The sequence below is a fragment of the Mucilaginibacter limnophilus genome (assembly GCF_004005815.1).
Taxonomy (GTDB): domain Bacteria; phylum Bacteroidota; class Bacteroidia; order Sphingobacteriales; family Sphingobacteriaceae; genus Mucilaginibacter; species Mucilaginibacter limnophilus.
Genome location: NZ_SACK01000003.1, coordinates 320,072 through 346,201, shown reverse-complemented (window position 1 = coordinate 346,201; position 26,130 = coordinate 320,072). Strand labels below are relative to the sequence as shown.

Here is a 26,130-nt window from a genome sequence, read left to right as displayed (position 1 = left end):
ATAAAACCATATTGATATGAGTTTTTTTAATATATCTAATGGACGCCATTCCGAATGGAAAGGATATGAAAAAGCAGCATTACGTTTCTTTTTCATCTATTTCATCATCCAGGCAGTACCGCTCGACTGGAAGTTTTACCGCCATTTGTTCAGCATAAACTGGCTGCATTTGAACTTTTACGATCTGTTCAGCCTTTCTAAATATGCCCCGCAATTCTTCGGTATATCCGGTTTTGGCAACTGGCTGATAGCTGCGGCTATTGCTGCCGTAGGTGCTATCATTTGGCAGTTCGCGCAAAAACGCGAACCTGATTATGATAACCTGCATTATTGGCTGCGAGTGATACTGCGTTACCGCCTGGCTATCGGCATTATCGCTTACGGGTTGATCAAGTTGTTTCCGCTGCAAATGCCTTATCCGTCATTAAGCAACCTGCACACCAACTACGGCGATTTCTTTGCCTGGAAGATATATTTTCATACCATCGGTATAACGCAAGGTTACGAGGCGTTTTTAGGGTTGGTTGAAATATTGGCCAGTGTGCTGCTGTTCTTCAGACGTACTACCACCTTCGGCACAGGTATTATCCTTGGCTTTACCGGTAACGTACTGGCAGCCAACTTTGCCTACGATGCCGGCGAACAAGTGTACAGTGCTTATCTGGTTGTGATTGCCTTGTTCCTTTTTGTATATGACGTACCTCGTTTGTTCAATCTGCTAATTCAGCAACAATATACTATTGCCAATAAGTTTGAACCTGTTTTTGCTGATCGTAACCTGAAAAAGCTACGCATCGGTCTGCGTGTAATCTTTGTAGCATTTGTAGTGCTGCTTGGCTTTACTACTTACGCCAACTATGTTAACGGGCCTTACAAATTGCCCCAAACCCCCGGTATAAAAGGCAGCTATGGTTATTACAACGTAAAAGAGTTCAGGTTTAATGGGCAAACTATCCCATACTCAACTACCGATAGTAACCGCTGGCAAAACGTAGTGTTTGAGAAATGGGCTACCATTAGCATAAAAATAGCAAAGCCTATTAAGCCGGATAACGATACCGGCGAAGGATATTACGAAAATGATATCGACCGCAACTTTGAGTCCGCAGGGGTTGGGGGCCGCAAGTACTATGCTTATACACCTGATAGCCTTTCGAGAACCATCGTGCTAAAAAATAAGAACAAAAATTATAAAGAGGAGGGCTTTAAGCTAACCTATTCTCAGCCTAATGATTCTACCATCATTTTAAAAGGTGTAAACGAGAAAAAGGATTCGGTATATGCCGAGCTTAATCGTATTAATCGTAAATACCTGTTGTTTGAAGGCCGTCGTAAACCAATAAAACTATAAAGTATGGCAACTGCAGACGTTTTGGTAGCCGAGGCCCCGGTACAAGCAAAAAAGCAACCTGTAAAAACACAGGCACCGGTATGGACGGAGTATGAAAAAATTGCTTTCCGCATCTTCTTTATTTTCTTTTTCATCCTTACGGTTCCGTTTGACCGTGAATATTTTAAACAATGGTTTGATATTGACTGGTCTAACCCTCATATACGTGATCTTGGTGGCTTAGGTGGTTATGGCTACCGGTTTACTACAATAAACTCAGAGAGCGGCATATTGGGGTTAGCCAGTTATGTTAACTGGGGCATTTCGCTGGTAATAGGTGTAGTTGGTGGTTTGATATGGACACTGCTTGATCGTAAATCAACCAACTACCGAGTGCTGTATTATTTTATTACTGTTGCAGTTACCTATGCCATGATAACACGTTTGCAGGGGCTTACTTTTTCAAAGATATTCCCGTCGCAAATGCCGCCGCTTGCCGAAACGCAGCTGAACACACCTTTCGGCGATTTTGTAGCGCAAAAGCTTTATTGGATTCAACTAAGCTTTATTCCTGCTTATGAAGTGTTTTTAGGCTTCGCTGAACTGCTGGTAATGACGCTGTTGTTCTTCAGACAGACCCGCGCGTTTGGAGCAGCGTTGGCCGTAGCCATGATTGGCAACATCGCCATATCAAACCATGTGTATGACGGCGGCGTGCATGTGCTGGCATCATTTTACGCACTGGGCGGCATGTTTGTATTATGGCCATATCTGCGTCCGATATGGGACCTGCTTATCAGGCAGAAAAACTCCGTTGTCACTTTTTACCAGTATCCGTTTAATAAATCATGGCAAAAAGCGATAAGGTACGGCCTTAAGACATTTACCTTAGCTATTTTCTTTGTGTTAAGCGCTTACCTGCATCATGATAATTATGTGCACGACTCATATAAAGTACCTGCACGCGCCGGGTTGACCAACTCGAAAGGCTTGTATGAAGTAACCGAGTTCAAGGTAAACGGTCAGGATATCCCATATTCACCGCTTGATTCGCTACGCTGGCAGGATGTAACGTTCGAAAAATGGTCGACAATATCCTATACCGTTTTTAATACCTTCAACATTCATGGTGAAGCGGGAAGGGGTAAGCAATTTAAAGATGTTGACCGTACTTATGAGTCGGCAGGTACCGGCGGCGGCAGGCGTCATTATTATTATGAGGCCGATACAGTAAAGAAAACACTTGTACTGTTCAACAAAAAAAAAAGTACGTTGATGAGCGCCTGTACTTGCATTACGAAAGGCCAACGATAAGCCGCATTATTTTATCAGGTACCGATCAGTACAAAAACAACATTTACGTAGTGCTCGATAAGAAAGACAAGAAATATCCATTATATGAAGGCAGGCGCGCCGCGCTTACCTATCAACCATAAAATAACTACCACCATGGCTGATATTATTACAGAACCGCAGGTTGAAAAACAGGAAAAGTTAAAGGAGATATCCCAGCCTGCTTATGAGTTTAACGAGTGGACAAATACCCAGAAGCTTGCGTTTCGCGTAGCATTCATATTTTTTGGTTTGTTTGCCATACCGCTCGATCTTGGTTTTTACCAATACTTATGGACTATTGATTATTCCCATTTAACCTATAGAGAAATCAACGAGTCGATAGCGTTCTTTAACCCGCAGTTTATTAATATTTTTTCTGAGGGTGGCTTCTTCGGGTACGAAAGTTATGTGAACTGGCCGTTTGTATTGCTGATAGCTATTACCGGCGCAGCCATTTGGACATCGCTCGATAAAAAAAGTAAAGAATACAACAACCTGTATTATTGGGTTAGGGTACTGGTAACTTATCGCGTTGCTTATGCCGCCATTGCATGGGGATATAAAAAGCTGTTCATCATGCAGATGCCGGCCGGTAACGAAGGTTTATATAACACTGAGTTCATTGATTTCTTCGCGAAGCGCCTGTATTGGGAAGCCATAGGCGTAGCTACCAAATATGAGTTCTTTTTGGGTTTTGCCGAATTTATAGGTGGTTTTTTGCTGCTGTTCCGCAAAACAAGAGGGATTGGCGCGGCGATCACTTTTGTGGTATTCGGCAACATTGCCATTGCCAACCATGCTTATGATATTGGCGAACATGTACCAAGCGCAGGGCTTGCTTTGCTTTCATTGTTCCTGATGTGGTATGATCTGCCAGCTATATGGAACCTGATAGTAAACCAGGTGAACACTCGCGTGGTGCATTATTACCCTGTGTTTAAACAAAAATGGCAAAACTATATCCGCCTGGCTATAAAATGGAGCGGTAACTTTGTGTACGTGATCTTGTTTTTCGCGCTTGAGGTTTACGGTTATACCCATAATGATTTTTACAAGCTGCCCAATACCCCCGGCCTTCCGGGCAGCAAGGGTTATTACAATGTAACCGAGTTTAAACTGAACGGAAAAGTTGTGCCGTATTCACCGCTTGACCCAAAACGCTGGCAGGATGCCGCTTTTGAAGAATGGTCGTCGCTCAGCTTTAAAGTGTACAACCGTCCGCAGCAAATTGAAATGTTCGCCGCGGGGAGTTACCCACGCAACGACGAGGTGTATGACGGTAAATGGTATTTCGATTGGCGAGGCGACATAAGGCGTTTTGGCAATACTTCGAAAAAGAAAAAATATGATTCCGAAAAACGTGATCTTAATATAACCTGGGAACTATCAGGCTTAGGCGGTCGCCAGTATTACCATTACAAAGCTGATACGGTTAACCATGTATTGCATCTGATCAATAAAAACAAGGCTAACCGCGACCAAGCCCAGGAACTGCATTACAGCCGCCCGACAAAAGACAGGATAATCCTATGGGGGACAAATGAGTTTAAGGATTCGATATATGTAGTGCTTGATCGTGCGCATCTTCAGTATCCGCTTAAAAAGGGTCGCCATGCAAACTTGTCGTACACGCCTTAACATTTAACTTTACAAAAATTACATAACCACCAATCTAAAAATTTCAAATGAGTAAAAGTTTAATACCGGAAGACTGGGCCATTGTGCTAATGGGTTTCATTATTATCGGCCTGTCGCTGGCAGGCGTAATACTTGCAGCACCCGAGTACAACTGGACTACTTCTGCCGATCTAACCACTAAAGTATTAGCTGCAGATAATCTGCTTAAAATTGTATGGCAATTTGCTTTTGTATACGTTGTTGCCGTGCTTGGCGCAGTGCTAACCGGAAAGCCGGTTGCAAACACGCTTAAGGCATTTCCGTTTATTTACCTGTTAACAGTACTGGCGCTTATTATAGCCGGAAACAGTGCGGTTAAGAATTACAACCTTGAAGCGGTTATCTTCAGTTTAATAATAGGTTTGCTTATAGGCAACCTGTTCAAGCTGCCGCAATGGTTTAAAGATGCTTTGACATCAGAGTTTTTTGTAAAGATCGGCCTGATACTTTTAGGTACCACCATCATATTTGCTGATATCTTAAAAGCCGGTTCGCTGGGGCTGATACAGGCTTTGGCGGTTGTCGTATCGGTGTGGTACTTTTCGTACTGGGTATGCAAGCGCCTTAAAATTGATGAAGAGCTTAGCATGATGCTGTCGAGCGCAGTATCAATCTGCGGGGTTTCGGCAGCTATAGCTACCTCAGGTGCAATTAAGGGTGATTCAAAAAAGCTTTCACTGGTTATATCACTTGTACTAATCACCGCTGTACCAATGATGGTATTTATGCCTTACATTGCTAAAGCACTTAACCTGTCGCAGGAAGTAACCGGCGCCTGGCTTGGCGGCAGTATTGATACAACCGGGGCTGTTGTAGCATCGGGTACGCTGGTAGGAGAGACGGCGTTGAAGATCAGCACCATTGTTAAATTCTCGCAGAACGTATTGCTGGGCATTGCCGCTTTTGCTATCTCGGTTTACTGGACGTACACAAAACACCCGGCATCAAAAGATAAAGAGAATAAACCAACCCTTGCCGTAATATGGGAGCGCTTTCCTAAGTTTGTGATCGGCTTTATCGCGGCATCGGTACTGTTTTCATTCTTTTTGTCTGCGGATGCCATAGCGCCGGTAAAGGCGCCGCTTAAAAATCTGCAGGGATTATGGTTCGCGCTGGCGTTTACAAGCATTGGTTTGGAGACAAACTTCCGCGACCTGGTGAACAAAGAAAGCCGAAAACCGATATACGCTTTTTTAGTAGCACAAGGTTTTAACGTTGTAGTGACGCTGGCGATAGCCTATGTTTTATTCAAATAATTAATATGCCCCTCGCAAAACGCGATTATGATGCTATAGTTGTTGGTTCCGGACCAAACGGGCTGGCGGCGGCTATTGCGTTGCAGCAGCAGGGCTTACAGGTTTTGCTTATTGAAGGCAAGGATACAGTTGGTGGCGGCCTGCGCACTGCCGAACTCACCTTACCAGGCTTTAAGCATGATATCTGCTCGGCTATACACCCTATGGCTGCCGGATCCCCGTTTTTCAAAACCTTGCCGTTGCACGAGCACGGTCTTGAGTTTATTTTACCTGATATTGATGCCGCCCACCCGCTTGATGATGGTACTGCAGGTGTGTTGCTGCATTCGCTTGAAGAAACAGCAAACGCCTTGGGTGAGGACAGGGAGACTTACTTAAGACTGATTGCACCACTGGTAAAAAGCTGGCCCGACCTGGCACCTGATGTGCTCGGTCCGTTGCATTTTCCAAATAAGCCCCTTGCGCTGGCACAGTTTGGTTTATCAGCCTTGCAGCCGGCAACATTGCTGGCAAAGCAGTTTAAAACCGACAAAGGGAAGGCATTATTCGCCGGGATGGCGGCACACAGCATACAACCGTTAAGTAACCTTGCCACATCAGCCATAGCATTGGTGCTGATGGCCAACGCGCATCTGGGTGGATGGGTGATACCAAAAGGCGGCTCGCAGCAAATAGCCAACGCACTGGCAAGTTATTTTACATCTTTAGGCGGTACAATACAGCTGAATACTTATGTGAAGTCCTTAAAGGAACTGCCATCGGCGCATGCTGTTTTGTTTGATGTAACGCCGAAACAACTGCTGCAAATAGCCGGACATAAGTTTTCAAGTCTGTACAAATGGCAACTTGAACGCTACCGTTATGGCGATGGCGTTTTCAAGGTAGATTGGGCGTTGGATGCGCCGGTGCCTTTCACTAATAAAGAATGTCGTAGAGCAGGTACGGTTCATCTGGGTGGTACATTAAGCGAGATCGTACTGTCAGAAAAAGCATCGTACAAAGGTTATCATTCGCCGTCGCCGTATGTATTGCTGGCTCAGCAAAGTTTGTTTGATGATACCCGCGCACCTGCAGGCAAGCACACAGCGTGGGCTTACTGTCATGTACCCAACGGTTCGACAAAAGACATGACGGTAACCATTGAAAAACAGATCGAACGTTTTGCGCCGGGTTTCAGAGACAGGATACTGGCAAAACATACTTTTAATACCAAGCAGATAAACGAGCATAACCCAAATTACATAGGCGGCGATATTAACGGCGGTATCATCGATATCGGCCAGCTGTTTACACGCCCGGCCTTGCGCTGGTCGCCATATAAAACGTCGGCTAAAGGGTTATATATCTGTTCATCATCTACGCCGCCGGGTGGCGGGGTGCATGGTATGTGCGGCTACTATGCGGCGAAGCGCGCATTGCAGGACATATTTAAATTAAAGCCGGCAGAGCTTAACACTTTGCCGCATAAACAACTTGACTATTAACTGATCCATAAAAACGGCCGGCCTGCCTGTAGAAGGGCAGTCGGTTTATTAAGGCGGAGTGGCCGAGTGGTTAGGCGGAAGTCTGCAAAACTTTTTACAACGGTTCGAATCCGTTCTCACGCCTCGATTTGTAAATCAATCAAACCGGCAATTAGGGTAAATTTGCTGAAAAGGCAGCTCATAAACGGACTGCTTTTTTATGAAATTGCCAAAAAGCGCCGGCAATTGTCATGAAACTTCAACAAAACAGCATCCTTTATTATAAACACTTGCAACTTAATTTAAAACGTTGTTATCTTTGCTAACACTGTTAGGGAAATAGCAATGGGAATTTTAGAACGCAGGCAGCGGCAGAAAGATGAAGTGCGGAATGATATAATTTACGCGGCGTGGGATATGGTACAGAAAGAAGGTTGGGACAAGCTCTCCATCCGGAAAATAGCTGATGCCATTGAATATAGCGTACCTGTTATCTACGATCATTTTGAAAATAAGGAAGCGATATTACTTGAGTTCGCTAAAAAAGGCTTCAAGAAATTATCGGTTAAAATAATAGAAGCTAAAGACGCGCACAAAGACCCGGCCGACCAGATAAGGGCAATGGCCGATGCTTACTGGGATTTTGCTTTTAACAATACACAGCTTTACCAGCTGATGTTTGGTATAGGGATGGCCAGCTGCGAAATTGGAAAAGCAATGCCCGAGCAGGATAAGTTCAGGCTGATAGTTATGGAGCCGATAGAGGCGCTGATTAAAAATAGTGGCAGAGAAGACGTCAATTCGTGTTTAAAGTATCATACATTTTGGTCGGTTATGCATGGTTTGATATCTATAAAATTAATGGGCAACCCCGCCATTGATGCCGAACTGAACAAAATAGTGCTTGACGACGCTATCGCCGGCTTTATAAAAAATTTGAGTTAGAAATTTTTTTCTGCCTATACCTAACACCGTTAGGAAAATTAACAATGTTTAAACATTGATATAATAACTAATAAATACACATAGCAATAAACTTTAACAATTATATATATGGAAACGCTAAGCAAAATCACCCACTCGATTAAACAGAACCTGGTTCTCTTTATATCGCTGGCAGCCATGGTGCTGTACAGCAGTTGCGGTACTTCAAATGCCGGTAATGGGGCCGGAGCTCCGCCTCCGCCCGAATTGCCTGTTATCACAGTATCGGCACAACCGGTAACCACTTACAGCGAATACACAGCAAGCCTGCAAGGTACACGCGATATCGAGATCCGCCCGCAGGTTGATGGCTACCTTGAAGCCATTAATGTTGATGAAGGCGCTTATGTGCACAAAGGTCAGGTTTTATTCAGAATTGATGCCCGCCCTTATGCCGAGCAGCTTAATACAGCAAACGCTATACTTTTATCGGCTAAAGCTGCATTGGCTAACGCCGATATCAACGTAAAAAAGCTTACCCCGCTGGTACAAAACAACGTGATCTCTGATGTTCAGCTTCAACAGGCTAAAGCCGCTTATGATGCTGCAGCAGCAAACGTTGCACAGGCAAAAGCGCAGGTACAATCAGCAAAAATCAACCTTGATTACACACGTGTAACCGCGCCTGCTGATGGCTTTATAGGCAAAATACCTTTTAAAACAGGAAGCCTTGCCAGCAAAGTACAGGTAGAACCTTTGACAGTACTCTCTGAAAACAAAACAGTGCATGCTTATTTCACCATGAGCGAGGTTGACTTTATCAAGTTTAAAGAAACGTTCGCCGGAAACAGCATCCAGGAGAAAATAAGCCACATGCCTGCCGTTGAACTGATACTTGCCGACAATGCCCCACATCCATTAAAAGGAAAGGTAGAACTAGCTGAAGGACAATTTGATAAAACAAACGGTACCATCAGCTTCAGGGCTACTTTTGATAATGCTAACGGGCTGCTACGCTCGGGTAACACCGGCAAAATCAGGATACCAAGCATAAGCTCGTCATCACTGGTTGTTCCGCAGGAAGCAACTTTTGAAGTGCAGGACAAAGTATTTGTTTACGCGCTTACCGACAGCAACAAGGTTGTAGGCACACCGTTAACTGTAACCGGCACCAGCGGACGCTTCTACGTAGTATCAAAAGGAATAAAAAGCGGAGACAAGATTGTTTACAAAGGTATTGACAGGTTAAGAGACGGTATGGTGATAAAACCAACTGTTGTGCCTGCCGACAGCCTGCTAAAAACGGCTTCGCTGTAAGCAACCGCTCTAACAACATAACAACACCTTATTAACTGCATTCCCGGCTACGGCTGGGAGTGCTTAATACCACAATCATGCTTAAAAGATTCATAGAAAGGCCCGTCCTTTCAACAGTTATCTCCATACTGCTGCTGCTGTTGGGGATCATATCACTGCTGGGTTTGCCTATCACACAATTCCCGGATATTGCGCCGCCAACGGTGCAGGTAACCGCCTCATATCCGGGTGCAAACGCCGAGGTAGTGGCCCGTTCGGTTGCTACGCCGATAGAGGAAGCCGTGAACGGTGTGGAGAACATGACCTACATGACATCAAACTCCAGCAACGACGGCTCGATGACGCTAAACGTTTACTTCAGCCAGGGTACCGATCCTGATATTGCCGCGGTAAACGTGCAGAACCGTGTATCAAAGGCCCTTAGCCAAATACCTCAGGAAGCTGTGCAAACCGGTGTATCAACACAAAAGGTACAAAACAGTATCATTATGTTTATTGCCCTTGCAAGTAAAGACACCACTTATAATGAGACCTTCCTGCAAAACTATATCAAAATTAACCTTGTACCTCAGTTACAGCGTATCCCGGGTGTAGGACAGGCTCAGCCATTTGGTACACACGATTATTCGATGCGTATATGGCTTAAACCCGACAGACTTACTGCCTATAACCTTACTCCGCAGGATGTTACCGGCGCTATCAAAGACCAGAGTTTAGAGGCAGCGCCCGGCCGCTTAGGTGAAAGCAGCAAAGAAGTGTTTGAGTACGTTTTAAAATATAAAGGGAAACTGAATAAGGTAAAAGATTACGAAAACATCATTATAAAGGCTAACGCCGATGGTTCGATGATTAAGCTTAGCGACGTTGCACGCGTTGAGTTTGGATCATATACCTATTCATCGAACAGTATTTTGAACGGCGGCCCAACATCAGGTGTGGCGGTATTTCAAACAGCCGGTTCAAATGCTAACGATATCTTAACCGAGGCAAAACGTCTTATCGACGAGTTTGCTACAACATTGCCAAAAGGCGTTGAGCCGGTGGTAATGTACAACTCAAAAGAGTTTCTGGATGCGTCTATCGAGCAGGTACAGCATACGCTGATAGAAGCGTTCGTACTGGTATTTATCGTTGTGTTCATTTTCCTTCAGGATTTCCGTTCAACACTTATCCCCGCCATAGCTGTGCCTGTGGCTATTGTTGGTACGTTCTTCTTCATGAACCTGTTTGGTTTCAGTATTAACCTGCTTACACTGTTCGCACTGGTGCTGGCAATTGGTATAGTAGTGGATGATGCCATTGTGGTAGTCGAGGCGGTACACGCCAAGATGGAAAGTACCACGTTGAGTGCCCGTGCAGCTACGCTTGAATCGATGAGCGAGATATCAGGCGCGATCGTGTCCATTACACTGGTTATGGCGGCGGTGTTTATACCGGTAGGGTTTATGCAAGGCCCGGCAGGGGTATTTTACCGGCAGTTCGCCTTTACGCTTGCTATCGCGATCTTAATTTCGGCGGTTAATGCGTTGACATTGAGTCCGGCGTTAAGTGCATTGTTCCTGAAAAACAACCATGCGCACGACGGTGAAGGCCATCCGGTAAAACAAGGCTTTGGCAAACGCTTTTTTACAGCGTTCAACACTGCTTTCAACGCCATGACGGATAAGTACATCCGCTCAATACAGTTCCTTATCAAACGCAAATGGGTAGGATTATCTGGTTTGGCATTGGTTTCGGTAGTCACTTTTATCATGATAAAAAAGACACCTACCGGCTTTATCCCTACTGAAGACCAGGGCTTCCTGCTTTATGCGGTGAACACGCCTCCGGGCAGCTCGCTTGAGCAAACCCGCCGTGCGATGAAAGAGATCGATAACATCGTTAAGAACGATCCGATTACTAAAAACCATTACCAGGTAGAGGGTTTGAACTTTATTTCTAATGCTAATGCTTCTTCATACGGTGCAGGTTTCATCAGGATGAAACCACAGGAAGAGCGCGGAGCGGTGAAAGACCTGAACCAGATTACCTCGCTGATGACCCAAAAGGTGGCACAGCAGGTAAAAGGTGGTAGCGCGTTCTTCTTTACCTTTCCAACCATACAGGGCTTTGGTAACGTAAGCGGTTTTGAGTTTATGCTGCAGGATAAAACCAGCGGTACCATGGGTAAGCTTGATTCAACCACGAAAGCATTTTTAGGCGCCCTGATGCAAAGACCAGAAATTGCTTATGCATTTACCACCTTCGCCGCAGGCAACCCGCAATATCAGCTGGATGTTGACAATGCTAAAGCACGCCAGTTAGGTGTACAAGTGAGCGACTTGTTATCAACCTTACAAGTGTACTACGGCAGTAGTTTTGTAAGCGACTTTAACCGCTTTGGTAAATATTACCGCGTAATGGTGCAGGCTGATGCTACATACCGTAACAACCCTACATCGCTAAACGACATATTTGTGAAGAACAGCAGCGGCGAAATGGTGCCTGCAAACTCGCTGGTAACGCTAAAACGCGTGTACGGCCCTGAAACGGTTACCCGTAACAACCTGTTTAATGCGGTTACCATTAACGGTGTGCCAAAACCCGGCTACAGTACCGGTGACGCTATCAAGGCTATCGAAGAAACTGCTAAACAAACACTGCCACGTGGCTTCGGCTACGAGTGGACAGGTATGACACGTGAAGAGATTAATTCAGGTTCACAGATACTATTAATATTTGTGATGAGTATGATTTTCGTGTACTTCCTGCTGGCGGCTCAGTACGAAAGTTATATACTTCCGCTGGCGGTTATCCTTACTATTCCGCTGGGTGTGTTCGGGGTAATGCTGTTCATTAATTTGATGGGTATCGATAACAACATCTATGTACAGGTGTGTTTGATCATGCTCATCGGGTTGCTGGCCAAGAACGCCATCTTGATTGTGGAGTACGCTGTACAACGCCGTAAGGCAGGCATGGCACTTGTTGCCGCCGCGCTTGAAGCTTCAAGGCTTAGGCTTCGCCCGATATTGATGACCTCATTTGCATTCATTGTTGGTTTGATACCACTGATGCGTGCAAGCGGCGCTTCGGCTTTGGGTAACAAATCCATCGGTACAGGCGCGGTAGGCGGTATGCTTACCGGTGTGGTACTTGGCGTATTTGTGATACCTGTACTGTTTGTCATCTTCCAGGCACTGCAGGAAAAAGTTACCGGCACTCCTAAAACGCTGGCAAAAGTAAACGAGGGAGAATTAGAATATGAAAACGCCTGATTTAACCATTATCATCATGAAACAGAATAAATCCATCATATATGCTTCATTATTGCTCGCGCTGTTCGTCAGCGCGTGCAAGGTGGGCAAAAACTACGAAAGGCCAGCGGTACAATTGCCGGGGCAGTTTGCCGGTGCGCCGTCTGCTGATACCAGCAGCATTGCCGACCTGCAGTGGAAACAGTTTTTTACCGATACCACGCTTCAAGGCCTTATCGACAAAGGCATAAAATATAATTACGACTTGCAGATTGCTATAAAGCGCATTGATATTGCGCAGCAGCAATTAAAACAGGCAAAACTGCAATGGCTGCCACAACTGAACCTTCAGGTAACTGGCCAGTACAATCGCCCTTCAGACAACAGTTTGAATGGACTTAGCACCAGCAGTTTTTTAGGTAGCAACCACGTTGAAAACTACAATGCTAACCTAAATCTCTCATGGGAGATTGATACCTGGGGTAAGATACGCAGGCAAAAAGAAGCTGCTTTAGCGCAATACCTGCAAACATTTGAGGGCACCCGCGCTGTGCAAACGCAGTTGGTTGCCGATATTGCACAAGGTTATTACAACCTGCTGATGCTTGACAGGCAGCTTAATATTGCAAAACAGAACCTTGCCTTTAGCGACAGCACGCTTAAGCTAACGCAATTGCTTAAAAATGCCGGTGAAGTGAATCAGCTCGCTGTACAACAAGCCGACGCGCAACGACAGACAACGGCATTACTGATACCTCAGCTTGAACAAAGCATCGCTATACAGGAAAATGCCCTGCAGGAACTAACCGGCCAACTACCCGGAAGCATCCCCCGTAACCCGGCGCAGTTGCAGGAGTTTAATGATACCCGCTCAGGGCTTCCGGCTAAATTGTTAAGCCGCCGGCCTGACGTTAAGTCGGCCGAAATGGGGCTTGCGGCTGCCAACGCGAGGGTAGGTGTGGCACAGAGTAATATGTATCCATCGCTTACCATTACTGCCGCGGGTGGTTTGGAAAGTTTTAAGGCTGATAACTGGTTTACCGTTCCGGGTTCTGTATTTGGTTTGGCAGCGGGTACTGTACTGCAGCCGATATTCAGAAACCGTACTCTGAAAACTCAGTTTGAAGTGGCCAAAATTCAGCGCGAACAGGCGGTACTGCAGTTCAGGCAATCGGTATTGAACGCCGTAGGTGAAGTTAGCAATGCCCTTGTTCAAACTGAAAAGCTTCAGCAGCAAAAGCAAATAGCCAATACACAGGTAACTACCCTGCGTGCGGCTATCAGAAATGCGCAATTACTGTTCAAGAGCGATATGGCTAATTACCTTGAGGTAATTACAGCCCAAACCAACGCCTTGCAAGCTGAACTTAACCTTGCCAGCGTTGAACGCCAGCAGCAAGGCGCAAACATTGAACTGTACCGGGCGCTTGGCGGCGGTTGGAGATAATAAGATCTGCCTTATCTAAATATAGTTTTAAAGTTTGGAGCTCCGGGATTTTATTTCCGGGGCTCTTTTTGTATCTATCCGAACAAAATAAGCCACTTATTCAGCAATTTTTGATAATAAACAAATTGCATTATATGAAGATATTTGGCGGCAACTAATTATATATCACTATGCCTATTGTTTGTAAAGCCGCCGTTTCAAACGGGAAAGGAAATTTTACCATTGAAGAAATTGAAGTTCATGAACCTGGCGCTGATGAGGTGATTGTTAAGATACAGGCTGCCGGGCTTTGTCATACCGATAAAGATTCGCTTGAATGGGGCAAGCCCATGATCATCGGTCATGAAGGTGCGGGTATTATTCATCAGTTAGGTTCGGCGGTTACCGGTTTTTCAGTAGGTGATAGCGTGCTGCTAAATTGGGCAACTCCATGCGGACAGTGCTTTCAGTGCCTTGAAGGTAATCAGAATATTTGCGAACGGCAATCGCCGGTGGTTGCAGGCGGTAACGGGTATTCACCCGGACATTCACACCTCGAAGCTACCACATGGAACGGCAAGCCAATAGAGCGCTCGTTCAACCTGGGCACAATTTCTGAATACACCGTGGTTAAATCATCAGCCATCGTAAAAAACCATTCCGAAAAAATGTCATTCCAGGCAGCAAGCATTATCGGCTGCGGAGTAATGACGGGTTATGGCTCGGCGGTAAATGTGGCTAAAGTTAAGGCCGGCTCGTCAGTTGCCGTACTTGGCTCGGGCGGGGTGGGGCTTAATGTTATACAAGGCGCCCGTATATCCGGCGCAACAAAGATCATCGCCGTAGATATCAACCCTGAAAGGCTGGCTATGGCGGTTAAATTTGGGGCGACACACACTGTTCAGCCCGACCGGAATGACACTGGATTACTAAAAGCATCCGAAGAAGTAAGACTATTAACCGATGGTAGGGGAGCCGACTACTCATTTGAATGTACTGCCATACCCGAACTTGGCGCTGCCCCTTTAGCCATGGTGCGTAACGGCGGTACGGCGTTACAGGTAAGCGGTATTGAGCAGGATATTACCATTGATATGAAGCTGTTTGAGTGGGACAAAATCTACATGAACCCGTTGTATGGCAAGTGCCGTCCGCAGATAGACTTCCCTAAAATAATCGACCTGTACGACAGAGGGTTACTGATGCTTGAAGAAATGGTCACCCGCACTTATCCGCTTGAAAAACTGGCCGACGCTTTTGATGATATGCTGAAAGGCAGGAACGCTAAAGGAGTAATCGTTTTCTAATATGTCGAAATTCAGAACAATAGAAATAACCGACCCCAAATATGAAGCAGATAACCTGCGCTTCATCGTTTTAAAATCTGAGAACTTAAAAGGACGCGGAGATATCTGCGTGTATGTTCCGCCGCAGGCGAAGGCAGGAGCGGTGCTGCCTGTGGTGATACTATTACACGGTGTTTACGGCAGCTTTTGGGCATGGACACACAGCGCAGGCGTTCATTTTCAGTTGAACGATATGATCAATCGTGGTGAGTTGCCACCTATGATACTGGCCATGCCGTCGGACGGTTTATGGGGTGATGGCTCGGGATATCTTCCGCATAGCGGATATGATTTTGAGAAATGGATAGCCGAAGATGTGCCTCAAGCGTTGATGGAAAAATTAGATTGTGTAACCGAAGATTCCCCCTTTTTTGTAGCCGGATTATCTATGGGTGGATACGGTGCTCTGCGTATCGGTGTAAAATATCATCATCGTTTTATGGGGATATCGGGGCACTCGTCAATCACCTCGCTAATGCAAATGAAACTATTTGTCGAGGAAGATTTGTCGGTATATAAACAAGCTGATCCTGATGATGAGGGCGTATATCAAACTATCCTGCGTTATAAAGATTCCCTTCCACCATTGCGTTTCGATTGTGGCGAGGCTGATCAACTGATTGAGCATAACCGCATGCTGCATTTGCAGTTGCAGGCGGCCGAGATCGGCCATACATACGAGGAATTTCCAGGCGGGCACGAGTGGCCTTACTGGACTCAGCATATAGGCAAATCGCTGCGCTTTTTTGCGGAGCTTTTAAAATTTTAAGGTAATAAAAAAACCAGCCTTAAAAAGGCTGGTTACACACATTATTTAAATTAACCAAAAGAACATTTACTTTTCATCGTAGCTGGTAATTTTTACCCAGTCAACCAGCATTTTAGCTTTGTTTTCTTTAACCAGTTGCAGGCTGCTTTCAGGCATACCAAAGTAAGGCTGCTTTACGCCGTTTACCTTTACAGGGTAGGCGCCGCCTAAAGCATAATTCAATATCAGGTACTTTTTAGTGTCAAAAGCCCATTTGCCATAGTGTTCAACCATTTTGCGGTTAACCCTGAACATAAGTTTCCCGTCATACTTAAAAAGCATTTCGTTGGGTGTCCAGTCTACAGCGTAAATGTGCCAGCTTGTGGCATCTTTACCTTTTTCAAAATACTGGCGATTAACAAAAGGGGTTTCGCCGCTATAACCAGGACCGTGCACAGCAGCGCTCGCCCAGTCTTTTTCGCCTACGTATTCCATAATATCTATCTCGCCGGTTTCAGGCCAGGTATCATTACCCAGCAGCCACCAGGCCGGCCATAAGCCATCGCCTTCGGTAACCTTTATACGGGCTTCGGCTGTGCCGTAGGTAAAGTCGAACTTTCCTTTTGTGTTTACCCTGCCCGATATGAAATTGAAGTTACGCCCGTCGGTAGTTTTAAACCCGGGAGACGATTGCGGGCGAAGTACTAAAGCGCCATTTTCGGCCCCTTCGGCAGCGCTGCCGCTTACTGTATATATGGTTGCCGAAGAATCAACGTATGCCTGCAATTCATTGTTAACATGTATGCCGGTAACTTCGGCATTCCATTTTGCACGGTCGAGCCCTTTTGCTGAAAAGTCGTCAAAAAACAGCACTTTTCCTTTTCCCGGTGCTTGAGCGTAAGTTTCCTTAGGCGCCGAACAAGCAATGTATAACATACCGGTAGCAGCAAGCCCCGCAATGCAGGAATATAATTTTTTGTTATTTATCATATATAAGATATAGTGGCTATGCAGTTACACACGTTTAGCTAACCGCCTTCTGTGTAAACAGAAGGCGGCGCAGTGGTAAAAGAATACCGGTTTTGTTGTTATTGATAAACCCTTACATAATCCACTTCCATTGACGAGCTATTGTAATTTGGATTAATAGCTCCGCCGAAAGTGCCGCCCATGGCAACATTCAGGATAATGAAGAAATCATGGTTAAAAGGTATGGTATTATTATTCGGGAATGTATAGAACAGCGTATCATCAACATAAAACTTGATAGCCGTTGCCGACCACTCCGCTTTGTACACATGAAACTCAGTACTGGCATTGCTGATAGTGGTGTTTTTGCTGTCACCGTTACCGCCCGAATGTCCCGGATGATGCAAGGTTGAATAGATCTTGTTAGGCTCATTACCCTTGTACTCCATAACATCTATTTCCCCGCACACAGGCCATCCCACAGTACTAAAATTACTTCCAAGCATCCATATGGCAGGCCATACACCACCGCCCGAAGGTAATTTCGCTTTTACCTCAAGTGTACCGTAAGTAAAGTCAAACTTACCTTTTGTTAGCAGCCTTGCTGATGTAAAGGCACTTCCGCTGAAGTTTTCACGCTTCGCTGTGATCTTCAATACACCATTGGCCACAACCACATTTTCAGGACGGTTAGTGTAATACTGTTGCTCATTATTGCCCCAGCCGCCATCACCGGTACCCAAATCATAACCCCATTTGGTAGCGTCGGGCGCGCCCGGCGTGTTGAATTCGTCGCTCCATTTTAATGATGCGCTAACGGTAACAACTACCTGCAGTGATTTCGAAATGGTTTTGTTGCTTTTGCTTTTGGCAATAACATTTACAGTATAAGTGCCCGATTGAGGGTATTTATAAGTAACCACACCTGAAGCAACCGTCTGGTAGGTGCCATTGCCAAAATCGTAATCATACGACGCTGCGTTTTTAGCGGTGGCTGTAAACGTTACGGTGCCGCTGTTATCGCTGCTTACTGTTGATACAACATTCAAATCGGTAGGAACAACGGGAGCGACTTCATTAGTCCCCCCGTTGCTTTTTGAGCAATACGTAAGCAGCGTAGCCGCCAGTAAAAAAATAGATGCCCGTATAAATTTCATAATATACTTATTGTTTAACTTTTAATTTCTGGTACCATGCAAGCCCGTCTTGTCCGATGTTACGCAGGTGGATTTGAGTATCTGTAATTGACAGTATTTCATACTCAGTACCGCCTGTACCAAAGTTGATCAACCCGTTGCCCGGTACTGTGAACTGAACGCGGGTAGAATTTTCAGTTGTTGAAGCCGATGTCGCGTCCATAAAGCTTAATCTTCTTGGTGCGGCTACATCAAAATCATAGCAATCGTCGCCGCCACTTGTGCCATAAAACGCGGTTGCCGCAGCAGTGAAAAACGACTGGCCTTTGTTATCAATAGTCATGCTGATATTGTTGTTGGCATCGGCCGAGAAGGTGATCTCGTCGTCATACAAACATTCGGCACGCTGGTTTGGGGTAGCCTCATAATAGCTTGGCCAAAACAGGTCGGTAGGACCTACGCCAACGTGGCCCGGAGTTTCCCTGTCGGTAACCCAAACCTTTGATGAGCCAGGGCCGCCGGTGAGCGCCTCAACTATGTAGGTTGGTATCTCAAAGGCAACAAACACCGTCACTTTTTTGCTGATTGTTGAAGTTGCCCCGCCTGTACCAATGGCGTTTACGGTAATAATATAATCGGCAGTGCCCGGGTTGGTATACTTATAGTTGATCACCCCTGATGGTACCATTTTGGCAGCTTTGCCATCGCCGAAATCAATTTTATAGCTGATAGCATCCTGTGATGTTACATTAATAGCAACGGTTCCTTTACCATCACCATTAGGATTAGCCTCGTCAACACCCTCAACTGTAGCTGTAAGATTGAGGTTTGAAGGTGTTTTAAGGTCGCCGAATGAATATTGGTTCTTTTTACACCCGAAAAAGCCGAGCGTAGCTGCAACCAAAACCAGCGCTGTTATTTTTATGTTGATTTTCATGATCTTTAGTTTTTTGGTTAGTTAAGTGTGATATCATCAAAGAACCAGGTGAAGTTGGCTGAGCCGTCGCCTGATGTGCCATTGTCGAATATCAATACCACTTTCTGATAGCTGTTTGCTGTGTTAATGGCACTGTAATCAAACGTCAGATCTTCCCATGTGTTAGCCTGGGTAGTAAGCACTTCTTTTTCGAAGCTGATGCCGCCGTTGGTTAAATTCTCAACTTTCAGAAGCACTTTGGCACCCACACGCGGCGAGTACACCTTCATTTTGAAGGTCTTTTTTGTTGAAAAATCAATAGGATGATCAAGCGATAGCACGCTGCCACCATAGGTTTGACCGGCAAATTTTATCATCCTTCCAACCTTGTCGCTGGTATTGATACCGGTTTTATGCGGATTATCAACAATGGTTACGTTACCGCCTTCAAAGTCAGTAAAGGCATAGTTAAGCGAACCTTCAAACGACAGCGGGATATCAACCGAAGTTGGGTCGCCTGACACGAACATCACATCATCCCAGTAAAACTGTTTGCCATTACCTGCTACGTTAAAGTCAAAGAACAGCGAGGCTTTGTCATAATTAAACGCAGGGTTAAGGGCCGGTGTACCTGATGAGTTGTTGTTGAAATCAAACGTTAGAGTTTCCCATGCATTAGCCTTGGTGGTAACAGCATCCGTTTCAACTGAGTTAGCGCCGTTGCCATGCTCTTCAACTTTCAGTTTGATGGTTAAGCCTGCAGCCGGAGAGTACACACGCACCGTCATTTTTGATTTTGCTGCGGTAAGCGGTATGCGGCTTGCGAAACCAGCAGGCGTACCAATGGTTGTACCAGCCCATGTTTCGGCGCCGTTTGGCTTAGTGGTTAATTTAACCTTGTTGGCAGCATTGGTCGGGTCAACAGCATCAACGGTTTGGTTGTTACCGAAATCAGTGGTAGTATAATTAACAGTCGGTACATCAAAAGTTACCGGCAGATCAATTTGTGTCAGTGAGGGCACAAATTTCAGGTCGTCCATGTAGAAAGTTTTACCGCTGCCAGTCGCGCCGAAGTCAAAGAACACGCTTGCCTTGTCGTAAACGGTCGCGTTGTTCAATGCCGGTGTACCTGCTGAATTGTTATTAAAGTCGAATGTCAGGGTTTCCCATGCATTGGCTTTGGTTGTTACAGCGTCAGTTTCAACTGAATTAGCGCTGGTTGTATGGTCTTCTAATTTCAGCTTAATGGTTAAACCCGCGGCAGGAGAATATATCCGCATACTCATTTTCGAGTTGTTGATTTTCAGCGGCACTGGTGTAGCGAAGCCATTAGCTGTACCCAATGTGGTACCCGCCCAAACTTCGGCACCGCCCGGTTTAACTACTTTAAGCACTTTGTTGCCGGCATCCGCAGGGTCGGTTTCTATTGATGAAATGTTACCGCCGAAGTTGCTCATGGTATAATCAAAGTTCGGGTCGTCAAAGCCAACCGGCAGGTCAAGCTGTTTGCCAACTTTAATGGTTTGTGTGGTTTCGGTAGTGGCTGCGCCGCCGCTAAGGGCTACTACACGTATGGTGTATTCGCCTGCGCTGGCATAATTGTGCGCTACCGACTGGCCTTCCAATACCGGATCAAACGGTTCCGGCTCGGTGCTGCTATCGCCCCAATACACTCTGAACAAGGTTTCAAATGATGCCTTAGCACTTACGCTAACGTTTAATCCGTTAATTACAGGGGTGATCTGCAAATCCTCCGGCGCTTTAAACGATACAGTAAGTTGTTGCGTGGTTTCAGTAGTTTCGCCATTAAGGCCATGGCCAACAATTTTTACCGTGTAAACACCTTCAGCATAATTATGCTGGGTACTTTGACCTGCATTTACTTTTACCGGTTCGGCAGTGGCGTCACCAAGGTAAATGTCGTATGAGGCAACGCCTTCCCCGTTGGGGATAATAGTTACCAAACCTGTATTATCCTGGGTTATATTAAACATCACCGATAATTTATCAGGCGACGAAATACCGTTTACAAAGGAAGTATCGTCAAAGCTTTCCTTCTTACATCCGGCCAGCACGGCAACCAAAAGCGCTATGCTGAGAAAATATCTTATTGTCTTCATAATTTCTTTTTTAATAGTTAAAATGAATTAATAGCCGGGATTTTGTGTTAAGCCTGATCCGGTTACCTCACGTTGAGGTATCGGGAACACTTCATTTTTACCCGCCTGAAAACCATCAATAAATGAAGCTGCCTGCCCGGTGCGCACCAGGTCAAAAAAGCGGTCTCCTTCCATTGCAAGTTCCAGTCTTCTTTCCCTCCATATAGCTTCAGTTAATGCATTGCCTGAAGCAGTAACATTGTGTGTATTGTCACCAAAAGCACGCTCACGTACTTCGTTAAGATATTGCTGTGATTTCGAAGTATTAGGGCTGCTTGATCTGTTTATCGCTTCGGCTGCCATCAGTAACACATCAGCATAGCGGATTATCCTGAAATTGTTAAGGTAGTTTAACTCCACTTGGCCTGATGTTTCACCTTTACGCGGAAGATATTTAGCGTTATAAAAACCGGTGTTTTTATAAGGCGCTACCTGGTAGGTAATACCATATTCAGGATGGGCAGCTGCGTAAGCGTCTATATCCAGTATGGTAGCTTCTTTACGTTGATCTCCTGCCTGATAAGCGTCGGCTAAATCCTGAGTTGGCAAATTGGTGCTCCATCCCGGCGCATACGGCATAGCCGCCGAGCCGTTCAGGCCGCGGATACCGTTTTGCTGCACTGCATAATTGCCCTGACCGCGGTTATAACCACCCCAGTTATAGTAAGGAGAGTTATTAGTGTATTGTATCTCGAAAACTGATTCGGGCCCGTTCTCACCCGCGGCAAGGAACATCGAAGCAAAGTCATCAACCAGGGTAAATGCGTTTGCATTAATGATGCTTTCCAATACAGTAGCAGCCTGATCAAATTTTTCTTCATACAGTAAAACCTTACCTAATAAAGCCTGAGCAGCATATTTTGTAACACGGCCTTTTTGCACCTGTGTAGGCGGAAGTACAGCTATTGCCGCGTTAAGGTCGGCTTCTATTTGAGCATAAACGTCGGCTTTTGGGGCACGTTGTAAGGTGCCCGAGTCGTCAAAGTCCAAACGCCTGTCAACAAAAAGCGGTACATCGCCCCACATGCGTACAAGTGTGAAATAGTAGTATGCACGCAAAAAATACACCTCACCATAAAGCGCCTCTTTTCCCGCAAAATCAACAGTCTCGCCGGCTTTATTAGTATTTTTATATTGATGCAGATAGTTTGCACGGTTTACGCCTTCATAAGCAACTCTCCATAAGTCTTCTATAGTTTCATTGTTTGGCGTAATGGTATAATCGTCAACCTGCTGAAGCGCAGGTACGTCTGACGCCGCCTCACCACCAGCTACAGAGTTATCTGAACCGATATCGCCAATAGGCACCACCTGGTTTAACCACTGTAAGGGTGTGTAAACACTGATTGCCATTGTACGGTAATCGGTTTCTTTTTTAAGATAATCAAGATCGGTTATGGCAAATTCGTCGTGAGGATCATAATCCACCCATTTGTTACACGAAGGCATAGTCATGGCAACAATTACAACCATGGCCATTAATTTTATATATCTTTTCTTCATTGTCGTAGTTGTTAAATACATTATAATCTGATATCAAGGCCAACTGAATAAGTTCTTGGCTGCGGATAGGTACCCCTGTCAACGCCTGTTTCACCAACGGCAGCACCATTTTGTATCTCCGGATCGAAACCTGTGTACTTGGTAAATACAAGCGCATTACGCACCTGCGCGTAAAGCCTTACATTCCGGAAAACTTTAGTAAATGAGGTAGGGAAGGTATATCCTAATTGCACATTTTTAAGTTTCACAAAGCTGCCGTCTTCAACATATCTGTCAGACACGCGAATGTTGCTGTTTGCATCAGTAAATGAATAACGAGGATTTTTCGCATCGTTGGTGCTACCTTCGCCTGTCCAGCGGCCAAGTACACTGCGATCTTTATTGGTATAGTTTTGGTTGCGTTCGTAAGCACGGTAAATGTCATTACCTACCGATACATATGTAAAGGCTGTAAAGTCGAAATTTTTATAACTCATATTAATATTCCAGCCCAAAGTAAAGTCAGGAAACGGATTGCCTATCTTAGTTTGGTCGGCAGCAGTTATTGCACCGTCACCGTTTATATCCACAAAACGAATATCGCCCGGTTGTGCGCCTGATTGGGTAGGGGCTGCCGCGATTTCAGCCGCATTTTGAAATAAACCATCGGTTTTGTAACCATAGAAATACCATGGCGAGTAACCTTTTTCAAAAACTGTAACCGTTTGCGATTGTCCGTTAAAATATGAGCCACCAAGAATGCGGCCTGTACCTTCGCTATTAGTTGCGGTAACCAGGTTTTTTGAAGTGGTAAATGTAAAGGTATTACCCAATTTAAAATTACTACCTATATTTTCATTATAGCTAAGTGTTAAATCAAAACCAGTAGTTTTGGTAGTGCCTACGTTAGCGTCAGGCGTTGGCCTGGTGCCTTGTCCGTAAAGTGATTCGAACGGAAGGAATATGATACCGTCAACGTCTTTACGGAAATAGTCGGCAGACAAGGATATTTTATTGTCCCACACAGTTAAGTCAAAGCCGATATTAGATTGCACCTGACCTTCCCAGCGAAGGCTTAAGTTTGCTACCTTTGCTATAGTTGAACCCGGATAGAATATATTATCAAAGTTGTATCCGTTACTGTTTACAGGAACGCCATAATCAGGTCCGCCGGTTGCTATTTTTGTAAAAGTTGGGCCGATGTTGCCATCACTGCCTGATGAGCCGTAGCTACCACGAATTTTTAACAGGTTAATAAACGGAACTTTAAAAAAGTCTTCTTCAGTAACTACCCATCCTAATGAACCGGCATAAAAGTTAGCGAATTTGTTATTTGCGCCGAATACGTACGAACCATCGCGGCGGGCCGAGAACGATGCCAGATAACGGCCTTTATAATCATAATTTATGCGGCCGAAATAAGACAAGTTGCGACGGAAACTTTGGTAGTAATACCCATCACGGGCTGTCAGGTTGTCTTCAGTATTAATACCTGTAGCTGCTGTAAAATCAGCAAATTCCCATGAGTTGAAAGGTACATCCTGTCTGCTTGCGCCGGCGGCATTGTTAGTTGATTTTGCCATTGAGTAACCCAATACAGTTTCAAAACTGTGATCTTCAGCAATCTTAAAATTATAATTGGCAAAAGTTTCCCAAGTCCAGTTAAAGTTGCTGGCTTTTTCGTGCGCAACGCTGTTGTGCCTATCGGTTAATGCCTGCCCGTCTACACCCATGGTGTTATCAACGTTAAACGGACCATAGAATGCCAGCGGAGTGAAGCTTTTTGAATTAGCATCATATTTGGTGTAACCGTAACGGCTGGTCAGTTTCAGGCCTTTGATAATTTCATATTGTAATTCAAACTTCCCGTACAGCTTATTGCCGGTATTTTTGTTGTATGTATTGTCGAGGCGTGTAAGCGGGTTAAAAATTTCTGAAAGTATGCGTGTGCTGTAACCGTAAGTGCCCGGCATTGTCGGATCATCATTATAAACAGATACAGTAGGATCGAAGTTGATGGCGTTACCGATTACACTGTTGAATGAGTTTTCCTGTACACCTTTTGAAGCGAGGAGAACGTCAGTAGCGTTCACAATAAACTTCACATTTTTTGCCAGTTGAAAATCAAGGTTTGCGGTGAAGTTACCGCGTTCAAACTTTGATTTATCAATACCACCAACTATACCACCCTGGCCAAGATAGCCTGCTGATAAGAAATATGATACCTTTTCGCTGCCGCCAGATGCTGTAAGGTTATGTGTTTGCAGCGGGGCAGTTTTAAATATTTCGTTTTGCCAATTGGTGCCAACGCCTAATACTGAAAGGTCAGGGAAAATTATATTTCCGCCGGATGCAGTACTGCCTTCGTTAATGATAGCGCCATATTCAGAAGCGTTTAATACAGGAAGTGTACGCATAACCTCCTGTACCCCATAGTTGCTGCTTATTGAGATGTCATTACGTTGATTGCGTTTGCCACTTTTAGTTGTAACGGCAATAACACCATTACCACCTTTTACACCATAAATGGCAATTGTAGCAGCATCTTTCAATATGCTGATTGATTCAATGTCAAGAGGGTTTATTGAGTTGAAGTCATCAAGAGTTTGCACTACACCATCAACAATCACCAATGGTTGAGTACCATTGTATGATGGAATACCACGTATTAACACAACAGGTTTTGCACCAGGTGAGCCGTTTTGAATTACATTTACACCAGCTGCACGGCCTTGTAAGGCTTCCTCTACACGTGATGGGCGCAATTTTTCTATATCGGCGCTTTTAACAGTTGATATAGCGCCCGATACCTTAGTGATTTTTTGTGTGCCGTAGCCTATTACCACTACTTCTTCAAGGGTAGTGTTTTCTTCAAGTACAAAATTTACTTCACCACTTTGGCTAACGGCTCTTTCAACCGTGCCCATACCTATAAATGATACAAGAAGTGTCGCGCCTGTTTGCGGTACACTTATGGTGTAACGTCCGTTAGCATCGGTCATGGTGCCGTTGGTGGTGCCTTTTACAGTGATAGACGCGCCGGGTAATGGCTCGCCCGCTTTGCTGGTTACTTTACCACTAAGGCTTAATGTTTGCGAATAAGCATTATTAATAAAGCATATAAGCAAAGCCATGCCCAAACATAATTTGAGTTTCAATTGCATATAATTTGATTTTTAGGTTTAAATACTGTCCGTCTTCGCAAGCTAAGTCGCAAAGATCAATTGGTTATTAAATCGGAATGAGTTCACCGTTCACGGTGGGAACTGCGATGATTGCGGGTGCTGTTTGCAGCGTACTGCGTGGCCATGCATAATAAATAAGCAAGACACATTTGCGTAAAATGTAATCATAATGATGTGTTATAATTGGTTTATAAAAATGATGCGGTGCATCGGGTTTACGGGGTC

General features: G+C 45.0%; 18 protein-coding genes and 1 tRNA gene. 13 read left to right on the top strand and 6 right to left on the bottom strand.

Features of this window, described 5'->3' with window-relative positions; translation table 11 throughout:
* Positions 1–16 precede the first annotated feature (16 nt).
* From EOD41_RS10525 to EOD41_RS10470, 13 genes are all read left to right on the top strand, one after another.
* Positions 17–1,351 (top strand): DoxX family protein, encoded by a 1,335-nt coding sequence (locus EOD41_RS10525; RefSeq protein ID WP_127704756.1) that lies wholly within the window; start codon positions 17–19, stop codon positions 1,349–1,351.
* A 3-nt stretch (positions 1,352–1,354) separates the two neighbouring features.
* Positions 1,355–2,644, top strand: coding sequence for a hypothetical protein (locus EOD41_RS10520; protein ID WP_205780538.1), 1,290 nt, complete (start codon positions 1,355–1,357; stop codon positions 2,642–2,644).
* Positions 2,620–2,766: a hypothetical protein gene (locus EOD41_RS20920; protein ID WP_205780537.1), complete on the top strand. Its 147-nt coding sequence runs from the start codon at positions 2,620–2,622 to the stop codon at positions 2,764–2,766. Before EOD41_RS10520 ends, EOD41_RS20920 begins: the two co-directional genes overlap by 25 nt.
* Before the next feature lie 13 nt (positions 2,767–2,779).
* The gene (locus tag EOD41_RS10515; RefSeq protein ID WP_240663339.1) at positions 2,780–4,303 is read left to right on the top strand and encodes a hypothetical protein; all 1,524 of its coding nucleotides are present in this window, start codon (positions 2,780–2,782) and stop codon (positions 4,301–4,303) included.
* 47 nt (positions 4,304–4,350) lie between these two features.
* Positions 4,351–5,598: a YeiH family protein gene (locus tag EOD41_RS10510; RefSeq protein ID WP_127704755.1), complete on the top strand. Its 1,248-nt coding sequence runs from the start codon at positions 4,351–4,353 to the stop codon at positions 5,596–5,598.
* 5 nt (positions 5,599–5,603) lie between these two features.
* The gene (locus tag EOD41_RS10505; protein ID WP_127704754.1) at positions 5,604–7,082 is read left to right on the top strand and encodes a phytoene desaturase family protein; all 1,479 of its coding nucleotides are present in this window, start codon (positions 5,604–5,606) and stop codon (positions 7,080–7,082) included.
* A 52-nt stretch (positions 7,083–7,134) separates the two neighbouring features.
* Positions 7,135–7,206, top strand: a tRNA-Cys gene (locus tag EOD41_RS10500).
* Positions 7,207–7,406: 200 nt separating this feature from the next.
* Positions 7,407–8,006, top strand: a complete 600-nt coding sequence (locus EOD41_RS10495; protein WP_127704753.1) for a TetR/AcrR family transcriptional regulator — start codon at positions 7,407–7,409, stop codon at positions 8,004–8,006.
* Between the two features lie 108 nt (positions 8,007–8,114).
* The gene (locus tag EOD41_RS10490) at positions 8,115–9,302 is read left to right on the top strand and encodes an efflux RND transporter periplasmic adaptor subunit (protein WP_127704752.1); all 1,188 of its coding nucleotides are present in this window, start codon (positions 8,115–8,117) and stop codon (positions 9,300–9,302) included.
* Positions 9,303–9,379: 77 nt separating this feature from the next.
* Positions 9,380–12,559 carry an efflux RND transporter permease subunit gene (locus tag EOD41_RS10485; RefSeq protein WP_127704751.1) on the top strand — a complete coding sequence of 1,060 codons (3,180 nt, stop codon included), beginning with the start codon at positions 9,380–9,382 and terminating at the stop codon, positions 12,557–12,559.
* Positions 12,546–13,985, top strand: a complete 1,440-nt coding sequence (locus EOD41_RS10480; RefSeq protein ID WP_205780536.1) for an efflux transporter outer membrane subunit — start codon at positions 12,546–12,548, stop codon at positions 13,983–13,985. Before EOD41_RS10485 ends, EOD41_RS10480 begins: the two co-directional genes overlap by 14 nt.
* 170 nt (positions 13,986–14,155) lie before the next feature.
* Positions 14,156–15,271, top strand: coding sequence for a Zn-dependent alcohol dehydrogenase (locus EOD41_RS10475; protein ID WP_127704750.1), 1,116 nt, complete (start codon positions 14,156–14,158; stop codon positions 15,269–15,271).
* A 1-nt stretch (position 15,272) separates the two neighbouring features.
* The gene (locus EOD41_RS10470) at positions 15,273–16,079 is read left to right on the top strand and encodes an alpha/beta hydrolase (protein ID WP_127704749.1); all 807 of its coding nucleotides are present in this window, start codon (positions 15,273–15,275) and stop codon (positions 16,077–16,079) included.
* A 66-nt stretch (positions 16,080–16,145) separates the two neighbouring features.
* Here the strand turns inward: EOD41_RS10470 and EOD41_RS10465 are convergent, their stop codons facing one another.
* From EOD41_RS10465 to EOD41_RS10440, 6 genes are all read right to left on the bottom strand, one after another.
* Positions 16,146–17,048, bottom strand: coding sequence for a glycoside hydrolase family 16 protein (locus EOD41_RS10465; protein WP_205780535.1), 903 nt, complete (start codon positions 17,046–17,048; stop codon positions 16,146–16,148).
* 98 nt (positions 17,049–17,146) lie between these two features.
* Positions 17,147–18,184: a family 16 glycosylhydrolase gene (locus tag EOD41_RS10460; RefSeq protein ID WP_127704748.1), complete on the bottom strand. Its 1,038-nt coding sequence runs from the start codon at positions 18,182–18,184 to the stop codon at positions 17,147–17,149.
* Positions 18,185–18,191: 7 nt separating this feature from the next.
* The gene (locus EOD41_RS10455) at positions 18,192–19,100 is read right to left on the bottom strand and encodes a PKD domain-containing protein (RefSeq protein WP_127704747.1); all 909 of its coding nucleotides are present in this window, start codon (positions 19,098–19,100) and stop codon (positions 18,192–18,194) included.
* A gap of 17 nt (positions 19,101–19,117) precedes the next feature.
* Complete coding sequence (locus EOD41_RS10450; protein WP_127704746.1) at positions 19,118–21,199, bottom strand: hypothetical protein; 2,082 nt, start codon at positions 21,197–21,199, stop codon at positions 19,118–19,120.
* Between the two features lie 27 nt (positions 21,200–21,226).
* The gene (locus EOD41_RS10445) at positions 21,227–22,741 is read right to left on the bottom strand and encodes a RagB/SusD family nutrient uptake outer membrane protein (RefSeq protein ID WP_127704745.1); all 1,515 of its coding nucleotides are present in this window, start codon (positions 22,739–22,741) and stop codon (positions 21,227–21,229) included.
* Between the two features lie 20 nt (positions 22,742–22,761).
* Entirely contained in the window at positions 22,762–25,884 is a 3,123-nt protein-coding gene (locus EOD41_RS10440; protein WP_127704744.1) for a SusC/RagA family TonB-linked outer membrane protein, read from the bottom strand.
* Between the last annotated feature and the right edge of the window lie 246 nt (positions 25,885–26,130).

Excerpts from the sequence above, each read along its gene's own strand:
- EOD41_RS10525 (WP_127704756.1), top strand. The coding sequence starts at position 17 with ATGAGTTTTTTTAATATATCTAATGGACGCCATTCCGAATGGAAAGGA.
- EOD41_RS10520 (WP_205780538.1), top strand. The coding sequence starts at position 1,355 with ATGGCAACTGCAGACGTTTTGGTAGCCGAGGCCCCGGTACAAGCAAAA.
- EOD41_RS10515 (WP_240663339.1), top strand. The coding sequence starts at position 2,780 with ATGGCTGATATTATTACAGAACCGCAGGTTGAAAAACAGGAAAAGTTA.
- EOD41_RS10510 (WP_127704755.1), top strand. The coding sequence starts at position 4,351 with ATGAGTAAAAGTTTAATACCGGAAGACTGGGCCATTGTGCTAATGGGT.
- EOD41_RS10505 (WP_127704754.1), top strand. The coding sequence starts at position 5,604 with ATGCCCCTCGCAAAACGCGATTATGATGCTATAGTTGTTGGTTCCGGA.
- EOD41_RS10495 (WP_127704753.1), top strand. The coding sequence starts at position 7,407 with ATGGGAATTTTAGAACGCAGGCAGCGGCAGAAAGATGAAGTGCGGAAT.
- EOD41_RS10490 (WP_127704752.1), top strand. The coding sequence starts at position 8,115 with ATGGAAACGCTAAGCAAAATCACCCACTCGATTAAACAGAACCTGGTT.
- EOD41_RS10485 (WP_127704751.1), top strand. The coding sequence starts at position 9,380 with ATGCTTAAAAGATTCATAGAAAGGCCCGTCCTTTCAACAGTTATCTCC.
- EOD41_RS10480 (WP_205780536.1), top strand. The coding sequence starts at position 12,546 with ATGAAAACGCCTGATTTAACCATTATCATCATGAAACAGAATAAATCC.
- EOD41_RS10475 (WP_127704750.1), top strand. The coding sequence starts at position 14,156 with ATGCCTATTGTTTGTAAAGCCGCCGTTTCAAACGGGAAAGGAAATTTT.
- EOD41_RS10470 (WP_127704749.1), top strand. The coding sequence starts at position 15,273 with ATGTCGAAATTCAGAACAATAGAAATAACCGACCCCAAATATGAAGCA.
- EOD41_RS10465 (WP_205780535.1), bottom strand. The coding sequence starts at position 17,048 with ATGATAAATAACAAAAAATTATATTCCTGCATTGCGGGGCTTGCTGCT.
- EOD41_RS10460 (WP_127704748.1), bottom strand. The coding sequence starts at position 18,184 with ATGAAATTTATACGGGCATCTATTTTTTTACTGGCGGCTACGCTGCTT.
- EOD41_RS10455 (WP_127704747.1), bottom strand. The coding sequence starts at position 19,100 with ATGAAAATCAACATAAAAATAACAGCGCTGGTTTTGGTTGCAGCTACG.
- EOD41_RS10450 (WP_127704746.1), bottom strand. The coding sequence starts at position 21,199 with ATGAAGACAATAAGATATTTTCTCAGCATAGCGCTTTTGGTTGCCGTG.
- EOD41_RS10445 (WP_127704745.1), bottom strand. The coding sequence starts at position 22,741 with ATGAAGAAAAGATATATAAAATTAATGGCCATGGTTGTAATTGTTGCC.
- EOD41_RS10440 (WP_127704744.1), bottom strand. The coding sequence starts at position 25,884 with ATGCAATTGAAACTCAAATTATGTTTGGGCATGGCTTTGCTTATATGC.